We start from the raw sequence: 12317 nt of genomic DNA, 5'->3' as shown, positions 1-12317 counted from the left end.
AGAAAACAGAGAAAACCCTGAGAGTTTGTTCTTTTCTCTGTGTGCTCTGTGTGCTCACCGGTCTCTGTGTCTACAGGTCTGTTTTCCTATTCTTTGCGAGTCTCTTTTGAATAGCCAAATCATCCACTTCACGCCTGTTGATAACCGTCGCCTTGCCAATCTTTGTGGCGCTCTTGACGAAAACCTGAAGCAAATCGAAACCGCGCTCGACATCACCATTGTCAGGCGCAATGAGCAGTTTCGTGTGAGCGGCAGCGCCAAAAACCTGCAGCAAGCCATTACCCTGCTGGAGCATTTTTATGCAATGGCTGAACAGCCGCTAGAGCGGGATGATTTACAGCTATCGATTATCGAGCACACGCAAAATATTGAGCCGCGATACAGCGAAGAAAACACCACGCCGCTGCGCACCAAGCGCCATGATTTACGAGGCAGAACGCCTCGCCAAACCGGCTATATCAAAGCCATTCAGGATCACGATATTACTTTTGGCATTGGCCCGGCAGGCACAGGTAAAACTTATCTGGCCGTAGCCTGTGCAGTTGATGCTTTAGAGCGCGATCTAGTTAAACGCTTGGTCTTGGTTCGCCCCGCCGTAGAAGCAGGTGAAAAACTTGGCTTTTTGCCTGGCGATTTAGTACAAAAAATCGACCCTTATCTGCGCCCGCTTTATGATGCACTCTATGATTTAATGGGCTTTGATAAAGTGACCAAGCTATTTGAAAAAGGCATTATCGAAGTCGCCCCACTAGCCTTTATGCGTGGCAGAACCTTAAACAACAGCTTTATTATTCTGGACGAAGCGCAAAACAGCTCGCCAGAACAAATGATGATGTTTCTAACCCGTATCGGCTTTGGCTCTAAGGCCGTTGTCACCGGTGATCCAACGCAAATCGATCTGCCCAAACATCAAAAATCGGGCCTAAATGATGCGCAAGACGTGCTCGCCGATATCAAAGGCATCGCCCTGCATCATTTCACCAGCGAAGACGTGGTTCGCCATCCGCTAGTGCAAAAAATCGTCAACGCCTACGCAAAGAAAACGCAAGAACGTGAAGCGGCATCGGCAACACGCAGAAAATAGAATCTGGCTTTCTCAAACCTAAGATCTGTAGACACACACTGAGTTTAAAAGCAGAACAAAGAAAAAACCTTAGCAGTAAATGCGCTAGAAACGTTATTTCATTCCTTGCTTCTCGTAAGAACCCAAGCAGTTATAGCTTGAGCAAGTTTCTATGCCCTCGATGCACATCAAAGTCTGCCATAAACTTCATCTTAGAGCGGGATTCACCCTCCCTAAGATAATTCAATGCTTACAAGCGCGTGAGCACGATACTCCCTGTGTTCACCCTAATGACGCATTATTTGGGCGAAATAGCGAAAATTAAGCAGAAATTACAACAATTAGCTTGATACAAACACAACAAGACAATATGACAAGATAATTTGCTGTTAAATACAGAAGATCAAAGTAGCTTGTCAGCTTGCGGCTTGTAGACAACCTGATCAATACCAACCCTCTCTGACCTTGCAAGCTTTGATCCGGACCAAAACACCGTTTTCCCGGAAATCTGCTTGAGTAGAGTAAAACTGCGCGCTCAAGAATATTTAAACAAAAGCCTAATTTGGAGAATATTTCTAATGCAAACGCCTCACAAACACCACGTCACCCCTCGCCAACTTTCACTCGCCCTTTTTGCCAGCCTAGCACTGAGTTTGCCTGCATGGGCCAACAACCCGGCACCGCCCAAAGCAGGGCAATACAACGCCAATAACAAACTGTTTGAGCGCACCTTAATCATTTCTGAAAATGGCCAGTTTTCACTGGAAGTTTTGGGGAAGTCAGCCGGAAGCAGTAACCGCTCGGGATCAGGCGAAGGCAAACTCAAACCCGTGGGTGAAGGCTGGCTTTTCAATGAAGGTAATTGCCAAATGCACATAACCCCGGCCAAAGATGGCTTATTGGTGAATGTTGAGGGTTGTTCTAGCAATTGGGGCGATGTGATGTTCAATGGGCTCTATCAGTATGGCAGCGCCAGCGCTGCATCCAAGCCTGCGGCCAGCAGCAAACCTTCCGTGAATCCCAAACTGGCAAAAACGTTTAATTGCCAAAATCTGGAATTTAATAATGCAGGGATTCCCAATTGGCTGGCGCAAATGGCCAATGTGCAGCTAAATCAGGTTTTTGGTGTAGAACTCAAAGTAGCAGCGGGCTACACCTTCCAAGGCTTGCCGGTACAATCCGCGATACTGTTTGAGAGTGAAATTCCTTTTCTAGCCATGCTGGTAGATGGAGACAAGGCGGCGTTGACGGCCGCGGTCAAAAAATCCAAACAACAAAAAAATGCCGGCGTGGCACGCTTACGAAAAAATGGCGAGTTGTCGACGGAAGGTTTTGCAGGCAAGGGGCCAGAAGCGTTGTACATCAGTTGTGCCGAGCGTTAATTCACACAGGCTGATCTGAAGTCACAGACCCTAGGATCAGCCGATTTACACATTTTGTATAGCAATCTAAATCAAAGCAGCATCGCCAAATATTTAAGCAACAACATTTACAAAGATCACTTATGAATCAACGTTTAGAAATCTGCCATCAGGTGGAAAGCACCGCCGCCGGACTGCCTGACACGGCGCAATTTCAGGCTTGGGCACAAGCCGCACTGCTGCCTGAGGTGGCCACAGCAGAAATCACATTCAGAATTGTCGACACAGAAGAAGGCCAGCAACTAAACCGCGATTACCGTGGCAAAGATTACGCCACCAATGTGCTGACTTTTACCTTTGATGATGACATGCCCGACGTACCCGACCTGCCGCTGCTGGGCGATATTGTGTTCTGCGCGCAAGTGGTAGAGAAAGAAGCGCTGGAGCAAAATATCAGCCTGAGCGATCACTATGCCCATCTCACCATTCACGGCGTGCTGCACTTGCAAGGCTATGATCATCTTGAAGAAGATGAAGCGCTTGAAATGGAAGCGCTCGAAACCAGGCTGCTGGCAAGCTTAGGTATCAGCGATCCCTATTCGGAAGAGAAGTAAACTTACAAAGGGAAGGTCGCTTACCCGGTAAACACCTTCCTCGGCAGCATGGCAACCTGAAACAGAGCGACTGAGGAGCCTCACTACAACAATCCCACTATCACCAACACGGCTGTAACCCAAAAAGCACGATCTTCCGGTATCATTCGGGCATCTTTATCATTGGATCTTTACGCCACAATGGATGATTCCCCTTCGGTATCTCCGAACTCGAACTCCCCCAAGTCATCATGGCTTGAACGCTTGACCCACTTTTTATTACGAGAGCCTGAAGATCGAGGCCAGCTCGTAGAAATCCTCCACTCTGCTTTTGAGCGCCAGCTGCTGGATGCTGATGCCTTAGGCATGATCGAAGGCGTGCTCAATGTAGGTGATATGCAGGTGCGTGATGTGATGGTGCCTCGCAGCCAGATGGACATCATCGATATCAATGATGCGCCCGCCAAATTTATCCCCTATGTAATCGAAACCGCCCACTCGCGCTTTCCAGTTATCGATGGCAGCAAAGATAAAGTATTGGGTATTTTGCTGGCCAAAGATTTGCTGCGCTATTACGCCAGTGATGAGGAATTTGATGTGCGCGATATGCTTCGCCCAGCGGTGTATATCCCGGAAGCCAAGCGCCTGAATGTACTACTCAAAGACTTTCGCAATAACCGCAATCATATGGCGATTGTGGTCGATGAATACGGCGGCGTGGCGGGCTTGGTCACGATTGAAGACGTGATGGAGCAAATTGTTGGCGATATCGAAGACGAATTCGATTACGACGAAGCCGAAGACAATATCATCCCGGACAGGCGCGGTAACTGGCGAGTGAAAGGCCTGACCGAGATTAGCGATCTGAACGAAGAAATTGGCTCTGAATTTTCTGATCAAGAATTTGATACGGTAGCAGGCTTAATCACCCAGCACTTTGGCCACCTGCCAAAACGCGGCGAGATTGTGGCTTTCGACGGCTATCGCTTCCAGATCCTGCGCGCAGACAGCCGCCGAATTTATTCTGTATTGATAGAGAAATTAGCAGATACGCCTATTGAAGAATAGGCCCGTAGGTTGGGTTAGCAGCTTTATCGCGTAACCCAACCTACTCGCTAAAAAGCACATAGAGACGAGCTCTGTGTTCTCACTAACTCAATGTCTGCAACTTCAATGTTGCAGCTGAAATATTTTCCTCATCCAAACCTTATTAAAGCTTTGTCTCTGTGTGCTCTGTGTCTACAGATTTAAGGTCTTTACGCCGCCCCACCCCAAACAGTCACAGGCCGTGTTGCAGATGCAAAAACTTAAACCCCTCCTGCCCCACCTCCTGCTGGCACTGTTTGGCGCGATCAGTGTCTTTTCTTTTGCTCCGCTGTATTTATTCCCCATCATGTGGTTGTCATTAGCCGCGCTGACCTTTGCTATCCAGAAATCCCCCTCCCCTAAAGCCGCTGCGTGGCGTGGTTTTAGTTTTGGGTTAGGATTTTTTCTGGCGAATATCCACTGGATTTTTATCAGCCTGAACACCTTTGGTGGCATGCCTGCCCCGATGGCTGCAGGTGGGATTCTTGTGCTCGCAGCCTATATGGCGCTATTTCCAGCATTAGCAGGCTGGCTCACTCTCAAACTGCCCTGCCCAGCATCACTACGCGTTTTGCTACTGCCCACGGTATTTACTCTCACTGAATGGCTGCGCGGCTGGCTGTTTACAGGTTTTCCTTGGGCGAGCGTCGGCTATTCACAAAGCCCGATGACACCCCTTGCTGGCTACGCCCCAATTGGCGGCGTGTATCTGATTGGTTGGCTGCTGTGCCTCTCTATCGCCCTGATTGTCAGCAAGCCTAAATGGCTTAAGGGCTGGGGAATTGTAGCAAGTATCTGGCTGGCTGGCTGGGGGCTTAATCAGCTGGAATGGACAACAAAGGTAGGCGCGCCGGTGAGGGTGAGCCTAGTGCAAGGCAATATCTCACAAGATATCAAATGGGATAATGCTTTTTATCTCGACAGCCTGAAAAGCTACCTCGCACTCACTGAAAAAGCGCGCGGCCAACTGGTGATCTTGCCCGAAACGGCCATTCCTTCCTTTATCAGCGATGTACCCGATTGGTATCCACAAATGCTGCGTGATGCGGTAGCACCTCGCAAGGCTGATTTAATTCTTGGCATTCCGATTTTAGGTAAACATGAGGCGGAGTACTACAACGCCGTCACCGTAATGTCGGATCCTGCATTGCCGCTGTATAAAAAACAGCACCTCGTGCCTTTTGGCGAGTTTATTCCGCTACCGTGGCTATTCAACTGGATTTATCAGTTTATGGATATGCCGCTATCGGGCTTTAGCCGAGGCGCAGTGAAGCAAGCCCCATTCTCGCTAGCTTCCGGCCAGATCGCCGCCAATATCTGCTACGAAGACGTATTTGGCCGGGAGATCATCAACGCCCTGCCTGAAGCCACCATGCTGGTTAATCTATCCAACCTTGCATGGTTTGACGGCTCTTGGGCCGCAGCGCAACACGCTCAAATGAGCCAAACCCGAGCATTAGAAACCGGCCGCTATATGCTGCGGGCCACGAATACGGGAGTAACAGCCATTATCGATGAGAAAGGTCGTTTTAAAGCGCAACTGCCCGAGCGAATAGCTGGCATTCTGGAAGGCACCGCCCAAAATCGCAGCGGCATGCCACCCTATGCCTGGGGCGGCGATTACCCGCTGCTGATTGCTTTGGGCGCTTTATTAATTGCCTTAGGATTACTCAGGCGACGGTAGTAGGCATAAGGATAAGCAAGAAACCGCTTTTGTATAAGGTGTGCAAATCGTTGCGCACCGGTTGTCTTACATTGAAATCTACGCGTGGGCATAAAAACTTGCCCACCCTACGTAATTAGGTCTTAGGCGGTGCAATCAATAGCTGCGTTCCCGCCAGCCTGTCGTGTAAAAACCGGCGTTCTTTATCTAATATGGCCCATAAGAAAGGCAGAAAAAACAAGCCTGTTAACAGCCAGGCTACAATGCGTAAATCTGCCTGATGGCGAGCCAAAACCCAGAATGGCGCACAAGGCAACATACATACCGCTGCCACAGAAAAACGCAAAGCCACTTCGCGCCAGCCTACGGAGCTACCGTCACTCTTGACTAGGTGAATACTCCAAGTTCGCATTGCCAATGTTTGCCCGCCTCGCCAGCACCACGCAAAATAAGCAAACGCCACCGACATAATCCACACAAAATTTAAAACACGCAGCCAAAGCTGATCGCCCATCGCGGTCACGGGTAGCTTAGATATCAGTTGGAATACGCCTTGAAACAGGCCTTCTGCCAATAAAACCACGGCTGTAATGAGCAATATTTCATATAAAAAAGCGAACATACGCCGCCACCAGCCTGCCGGCCCCCTTGTAATCTTCACAAATTATCCTTTTGCTGCATAATCATTTTTATAGGGTGCATCATTACCCGCCCGCCTAAATAAACCAAGTATTGTCTTTAAATAGGCATGTAATTTTAAGATACGCACTCTTTAACTTACATCAAACAATTTATAATATTTCATACTATAAATAAATAACTCCTATGCGACTTACACATGCCTAAAATAATAAAAACATATGCAATTAGGCTTAGCTAATCCCAACATGAGCAAGATTGCGATACTAACAAAGCCAATAAGCTAATAACCAGAAGAACTTGCCATTTATACCGCAGTGCGGTAACTTTCTAGTGCAATATCCAGCCAACAATGCAGGCGGCACTCTACACAGTTAGCCTGCGCCGAAAGATCACCGCCAGCGGACACACACTGGTCGTCAAAACGGGTCACAAACCTGTTTATAGCGGCGGAAGATCCGGTAAATCATTTGCAAATGGATGGCCTACTCTTATAAGGCCTATCCATTTATCTATATCTATCGTTTTGACCTAGGGACTACCCATGGAAATTTCGGGCGCAGAGATCATCACGCGCTGCTTGCAGGAAGAAGGGGTTGAATTTATTTTCGGCTACCCTGGCGGCGCAGTTTTATCCATTTACGATGCAATCTTTAAACAAGATTATTTCAAGCATGTGCTGGTTCGCCACGAACAAGCTGCCGTGCATGCTGCCGATGCTTACTCCCGCTCCAGCAAAAAAGTAGGAGTAGCGCTTGTGACATCCGGCCCGGGTGCCACCAATGCCATTACCGGCATTGCCACTGCCTATATGGATTCGATCCCTATGGTGGTGTTTTCCGGCCAGGTTGCAACCGATGCGATTGGCCTGGATGCCTTTCAGGAAGTAGACATGGTGGGCTGTTCACGCCCAATCGTGAAGCACAACTTCTTAGTCAAAGATGTACGTGATCTTGCTCCGACCATCAAAAAAGCGTTTCACCTTGCAACCACCGGCAGACCCGGCCCGGTTGTGATTGATGTGCCAAAAGATATCGCAGCTCACAAAACCGAGTTTGTCTATCCAACATCGGTATCTATTCGCAGCTATACACCACCAACCAAGGGCCATCCCGGGCAAATTAAGAAAGCGGCTCAGCTATTAGGTGAAGCTAAGCGCCCATTTATTTATGTGGGCGGCGGTGCAATCTTAAGCAACGCAAGTAGCGAAGTCACCGAGCTGGTAAAGATGCTCAACCTGCCTTGTACCAACACCTTGATGGGCCTTGGCGCGCTGGATGGCACCGACCCTCATTTCCTTGGCATGTTGGGGATGCACGGCACCTACGAAGCCAATATGGCGATGCAGTACAGTGACGTAATTATTGCGATTGGCGCGCGCTTTGACGATCGTGTAATTTCATCGCCAGAGCATTTCCTGTCGCAAGCTAAAAAGATTGTGCATATCGACATCGATCCATCGTCTATCGCTAAGCGCGTTAAAGTCGATGTCCCCATTGTCGGTGATGTAAAACATGTCTTAATCGACCTGATCGCCATCCTGAAAGAAACCGGCATCAAGCCTCAGGCCGAGGCTTTGGCAGATTGGTGGAAACAGATCGAAGAATGGCGTAAACCGCAAAGCCTTTGGTATGAGCAATCTGATCTGGTGATCAAGCCGCAATTTGTGGTGCAAAAGCTATGGGAAGTAACCGGTGGCGACGCCATCATTACATCCGACGTGGGCCAGCATCAAATGTTTGCCGCGCAATACTATCCGTTTAAACGTCCGCGTCAGTGGATTAACTCGGGTGGGCTGGGCACAATGGGCTTTGGCCTGCCTGCAGCTATGGGCGCTCAATTGGCAAATCCGGATGCCATCGTCGCTTGTATTACCGGTGAAGGCTCAATCCAGATGAATATCCAGGAGCTTTCAACCTGTAAGCAGTACCATATTCCGACCAAGATTATCAATTTGAACAACCGCTATCTGGGCATGGTTCGCCAGTGGCAACAGTTCTTTTACGGCAATCGCTATTCCGAGTCTTACATGGATGCGCTGCCTGATTTTGTAAAACTAGCCGAAGCCTATGGCCACGTTGGTATGAAAATCGAAAAGCCTTCAGATGTAGAGCCTGCACTGCGTGAAGCCTTTAGCGACAAGCTAAAAGATCGTTTGGTGTTTATGGACTTTATTACCGACAGAGAAGTAAACGTCTTCCCGATGATTCAAAACGGGAAAGGCCTGAGCCAAATGGATTTACCACCGCATATGCGTGATATGCAGTTGGTGCCATTTGAAAATAATCGTGATTACGGCAATCTGTGCTGAGAGGAGATGAAAATGCGACATATTCTTTCAGTACTGATCGAAAACGAAGCAGGTGCACTATCCCGTGTAACCGGCTTATTTTCAGCGCGTGGCTACAACATCGACTCGTTGACAGTGCAAACCACTGAAGACACCACGATGAGCCGGATGACCATCGTCACCCATGGCTCTGAAGACGTCATCGAACAAATCACCAAACAGCTCAACAAGCTGGTCGAAGTGGTGAAAGTGATCGACCTAAACGAGGCCGATCACATCGAGCGTGAACTGATGTTGATTAAAGTACGGGCAACCGGCAAGGAAAGAGACGAAATGAAGCGGATGGCGGATATTTTCCGTGGCCGCATTATCGACGTCACAGAAAAAGCCTATACCGTAGAGCTAACCGGAACAGGCGAAAAGCTGGATGCCTTTATCAAGGCACTTGATCCAGCCGCCATTCTGGAAACCGTACGCACTGGTGCCTCTGGCATCGGCCGCGGCGAGCGTATTTTAAAAGTTTAATTGAGTGTGGCCGTTGCCATTCTCAGATCAAAATCAAACACCTAGACAGGAATTCAGCCATGAAAGTTTTTTACGATAAAGACTGTGATCTTTCCATCATCAAATCCAAAAAAGTAGCCATCATCGGTTACGGCTCGCAAGGCCATGCCCACGCTTGCAACTTACAAGAGTCCGGCGTTGATATCGTTGTTGGCCTACGCAAAGGCTCGGCCACTGTTGCTAAAGCTGAAGCACACGGCCTGAAAGTAACTGACGTTGCAACGGCTGTTGCCTCCGCCGATGTAGTGATGATTCTGACACCGGATGAATTCCAGTCAAAATTATACAAAGACGAAATCGAGCCGAACATCAAGCAAGGCGCAACACTGGCGTTTGCTCACGGCTTCGCGATTCATTACAACCAAGTTGTGCCACGCAAAGATCTCGACGTGATCATGATCGCGCCAAAAGCACCTGGCCACACTGTACGTTCCGAATTTGTTCGTGGCGGCGGCGTACCTGATTTGATCGCCATCTACCAAGATGCATCGGGCAAAGCCCGCGACATCGCCATGTCTTACGCTTCAGGCGTGGGCGGCGGCCGCACAGGTATTATCGAAACCACATTCAAAGACGAAACCGAAACTGATTTGTTCGGCGAGCAAGCGGTATTGTGTGGCGGTGCGGTTGAGCTGGTTAAAATGGGCTTTGAAACGCTGGTTGAAGCCGGCTACGAGCCAGAAATGGCTTACTTCGAGTGCCTGCACGAGCTGAAACTGATCGTTGATCTGATGTTCGAAGGCGGTATCGCCAATATGAACTACTCGATCTCAAACAATGCAGAATACGGCGAATACGTGACTGGCCCTAAGGTCATCAACGAAGAATCCCGCAAAGCGATGCGCCAAGCACTGAAAGACATTCAAAACGGCGAATACGCGAAGAAATTCATCGTTGAAGGTGCAACTAACTACCCATCCATGACCGCTTACCGCCGCAATAACGCAGCGCACGGCATTGAAGTAGTCGGTAACAAACTACGCGCCATGATGCCTTGGATTCAAGCGAATAAAATCGTAGATCAAACTAAGAACTAATTGATCTTGATTTGAAATGCAAAAAGCCAGCTTTTGAGCTGGCTTTTTTATGGTTTTTACTTGGGAATGATGGGTATTGCTAACGCTCAACCCATCCTATGCACTAAATAAAACACACACAGAAAATATGTTGTATTCCCAATTACATTTGGCAGTTTCAATGATGATAATGAAGATAATCCTTGTGTATCATGGAATATAACTACAAATAAAGGAACCCATATATTAAATTTATTTCCAGACAATTCTTTTAATTTTTATAAAAGTGATTGTGAATAAACTAGCTAAGTAGTTAGGCATAAGTTATCAAGTATTTTTCAATGAAAAATCATGTGGTTTTCATAAGATGTGCAAGCGTTTTTTGCACCTTGGCCTTGACGCGCAACGACTTCATCGTCCCCCCCCTATGAAATGCATGATTCAAGAATGTAGCATTGGAGGTTGGGCATGTTTTATCTGCCCACATGCCGCAATGGAAAAGTATTGGCTAATAAGCATTTAGCCCAATCTACGGGCTAATTCAACATTTTTATTGTTGAAACGAAAAACCCAGCTTTTTAGCTGGGTTTTTTATGATTCGTATCGAGAATGATGGGCATCGCTAACGCTCACCCCATACTACGCACTATTTTTTGACTTTTACAACAACCTCCTAACATTATAAATGGAAATTTTATGTTTTCTCAACTCAATCACAACGATTGCATAACCAACAAAACGATGAAAGAAGTTCTAGCTGACGCGATTTCCAATACAGAAATCATACTTGCTATGAGCTTTGCATTTGATGACGACAGCTATGATCCCGACACAGCAGAGAGCTATGAAAACTTTCATCTTGCATGTATTAATGAAGTCGCAAAAGAATTGGGGGCCGCAGTATATAGTGGAAATTACGACCCGGATGACGAAGAATTTGCAAATTGGCTAGCTCGCGTCTGCCCTAATAAATGTACTGATTATGGTGGAAGTCACTGGACTGATCAGCTCTCTGTTTGGCAGAAAGATTCAAGCTTGTTCTACATCCGTTACAGTTGGTGCGATCGAGACGCCCCAATCGAAATACTATTTGGCAGTACTGAAACGACGGAATGATTTATCTTTATTTGCGCAATTATCCCATATATTGGGCTTCGCTCAGCACTAACCTACCGCAAATGACACTCGATTTTATAAGCTGCGGTTGAGCCTGCGAAACCCAGCCCTGAGTCACCACTCACTGAGGTAGCCTGAAATCCGTAGACACGCTTGTTTGGTAAACTTTGAGCCAACAGGAGTGAGAAATGAGCAAAAGAGTAACGCAAAGCCATACGCCGGAATTTCGGGCGGAAGCGATCAAGCTGGTGTTTGAGCAAGGGTTTTCGGTGGCCGAGACTGCTGCGCGTCTGAATATGAAGCAGAGCACGCTGGCGTATTGGGTCACACAAGCCCGCAAGGCAGACAAAACCACCTCCGCGCAGACCGGGATGCCCGATGCCTCTGACTTGATGGCTGAGGTTCGGCAATTGCGCAAAGAACTGGCCGAAGCCCGGATGGAGCGCGATATCCTAAAAAAAGCGACGGCGTACTTTGCCAGGGAATCACTGCCCGGTACGCGTTCGTGAAGCAATGGCAATCTCAATATCCGGTCAAACTGTTGTGCCAGACTTTGGCGGTGTCTCGCTATGGTTTTTACGCCTGGCAAAAACGGCCACCTTGCCGCCGCGCGCTGGAGAATGAGCGCTTACGGATAGAGATTCGGGCCGCACACAACAAGACTCGCCGGACTTACAGCGCCAAACGCTTGCAGGATGAACTGGCAGAAGAAGGAATTAAGGTGGGTCGTGACCGGATCGCCCGGCTGAGGCGTGAAGAAGGTATTCGTTGCATCCAGAAGCGTAAATTCAAGGCCACGACGAACTCGAACCACACTCTGCCGGTCGCAGATAACTTGCTGAATCAGGAATTTAAACCAACCGAGCCGAATCAAGTATGGGTGAGTGACATCACCTATAGTACGCCCAGCCAGCGTAGCCCGCATT

At 48.2% G+C, this 12317-nt stretch carries 11 protein-coding genes and 1 pseudogene; 11 read left to right on the top strand and 1 reads right to left on the bottom strand.

Annotated features, from left to right (window positions below; all coding sequences use genetic code 11):
* Positions 1-106 precede the first annotated feature (106 nt).
* The 5 genes from VN23_RS19355 to lnt all read left to right on the top strand — a co-directional run bounded on the left by VN23_RS19355 (position 107) and on the right by lnt (position 5787).
* Positions 107-1084 carry a PhoH family protein gene (locus tag VN23_RS19355; protein WP_046351923.1) on the top strand — a complete coding sequence of 326 codons (978 nt, stop codon included), beginning with the start codon at positions 107-109 and terminating at the stop codon, positions 1082-1084.
* A gap of 557 nt (positions 1085-1641) precedes the next feature.
* Positions 1642-2445 (top strand): hypothetical protein, encoded by an 804-nt coding sequence (locus tag VN23_RS19350; protein WP_052746586.1) that lies wholly within the window; start codon positions 1642-1644, stop codon positions 2443-2445.
* 122 nt (positions 2446-2567) lie between these two features.
* Entirely contained in the window at positions 2568-3038 is a 471-nt protein-coding gene (ybeY, locus tag VN23_RS19345; RefSeq protein WP_046351922.1) for an rRNA maturation RNase YbeY, read from the top strand.
* Between the two features lie 180 nt (positions 3039-3218).
* A complete protein-coding gene (locus VN23_RS19340) occupies positions 3219-4085 on the top strand; it encodes an HlyC/CorC family transporter (RefSeq protein WP_046351921.1) in 867 nt (288 codons plus the stop codon).
* Positions 4086-4314: 229 nt separating this feature from the next.
* Positions 4315-5787: an apolipoprotein N-acyltransferase gene (gene lnt, locus VN23_RS19335; RefSeq protein ID WP_046351920.1), complete on the top strand. Its 1473-nt coding sequence runs from the start codon at positions 4315-4317 to the stop codon at positions 5785-5787.
* A 115-nt stretch (positions 5788-5902) separates the two neighbouring features.
* On the opposite strand, the gene VN23_RS19330 is transcribed toward lnt, so the two are convergent.
* Complete coding sequence (locus VN23_RS19330; RefSeq protein WP_156455226.1) at positions 5903-6427, bottom strand: RDD family protein; 525 nt, start codon at positions 6425-6427, stop codon at positions 5903-5905.
* Between the two features lie 522 nt (positions 6428-6949).
* Here VN23_RS19330 and ilvB point away from each other — a divergent pair.
* From ilvB to VN23_RS19300, 6 genes and pseudogenes are all read left to right on the top strand, one after another.
* A complete protein-coding gene (ilvB, locus tag VN23_RS19325) occupies positions 6950-8716 on the top strand; it encodes a biosynthetic-type acetolactate synthase large subunit (RefSeq protein WP_046351918.1) in 1767 nt (588 codons plus the stop codon).
* 12 nt (positions 8717-8728) lie between these two features.
* A complete protein-coding gene (gene ilvN, locus VN23_RS19320; RefSeq protein ID WP_046351917.1) occupies positions 8729-9220 on the top strand; it encodes an acetolactate synthase small subunit in 492 nt (163 codons plus the stop codon).
* 59 nt (positions 9221-9279) lie between these two features.
* Positions 9280-10296, top strand: a complete 1017-nt coding sequence (ilvC, locus tag VN23_RS19315; protein WP_046351916.1) for a ketol-acid reductoisomerase — start codon at positions 9280-9282, stop codon at positions 10294-10296.
* A 675-nt stretch (positions 10297-10971) separates the two neighbouring features.
* Positions 10972-11391 carry a hypothetical protein gene (locus VN23_RS19310; RefSeq protein WP_046351915.1) on the top strand — a complete coding sequence of 140 codons (420 nt, stop codon included), beginning with the start codon at positions 10972-10974 and terminating at the stop codon, positions 11389-11391.
* A gap of 188 nt (positions 11392-11579) precedes the next feature.
* The gene (locus VN23_RS19305; RefSeq protein WP_046352203.1) at positions 11580-11900 is read left to right on the top strand and encodes an IS3 family transposase; all 321 of its coding nucleotides are present in this window, start codon (positions 11580-11582) and stop codon (positions 11898-11900) included.
* Positions 11864-12289 (top strand): annotated as a pseudogene (locus tag VN23_RS19300) (IS3 family transposase); the annotation flags it as partial. The gene VN23_RS19305 and the pseudogene VN23_RS19300, both read left to right, overlap by 37 nt.
* Positions 12290-12317: the final 28 nt, after the last annotated feature.

The sequence above is a fragment of the Janthinobacterium sp. B9-8 genome, assembly GCF_000969645.2.
Lineage (GTDB): Bacteria > Pseudomonadota > Gammaproteobacteria > Burkholderiales > Chitinibacteraceae > Iodobacter.
Note: the sequence above shows the minus strand (reverse complement) of the source record. Positions and strands in the feature narration are given on the sequence as shown.

Excerpts from the sequence above, each read along its gene's own strand:
- VN23_RS19350 (WP_052746586.1), top strand. The coding sequence starts at position 1,642 with ATGCAAACGCCTCACAAACACCACGTCACCCCTCGCCAACTTTCACTC.
- VN23_RS19305 (WP_046352203.1), top strand. The coding sequence starts at position 11,580 with ATGAGCAAAAGAGTAACGCAAAGCCATACGCCGGAATTTCGGGCGGAA.
- ilvN (WP_046351917.1), top strand. The coding sequence starts at position 8,729 with ATGCGACATATTCTTTCAGTACTGATCGAAAACGAAGCAGGTGCACTA.
- ilvC (WP_046351916.1), top strand. The coding sequence starts at position 9,280 with ATGAAAGTTTTTTACGATAAAGACTGTGATCTTTCCATCATCAAATCC.
- lnt (WP_046351920.1), top strand. The coding sequence starts at position 4,315 with ATGCAAAAACTTAAACCCCTCCTGCCCCACCTCCTGCTGGCACTGTTT.
- VN23_RS19310 (WP_046351915.1), top strand. The coding sequence starts at position 10,972 with ATGTTTTCTCAACTCAATCACAACGATTGCATAACCAACAAAACGATG.
- ilvB (WP_046351918.1), top strand. The coding sequence starts at position 6,950 with ATGGAAATTTCGGGCGCAGAGATCATCACGCGCTGCTTGCAGGAAGAA.
- ybeY (WP_046351922.1), top strand. The coding sequence starts at position 2,568 with ATGAATCAACGTTTAGAAATCTGCCATCAGGTGGAAAGCACCGCCGCC.
- VN23_RS19340 (WP_046351921.1), top strand. The coding sequence starts at position 3,219 with ATGGATGATTCCCCTTCGGTATCTCCGAACTCGAACTCCCCCAAGTCA.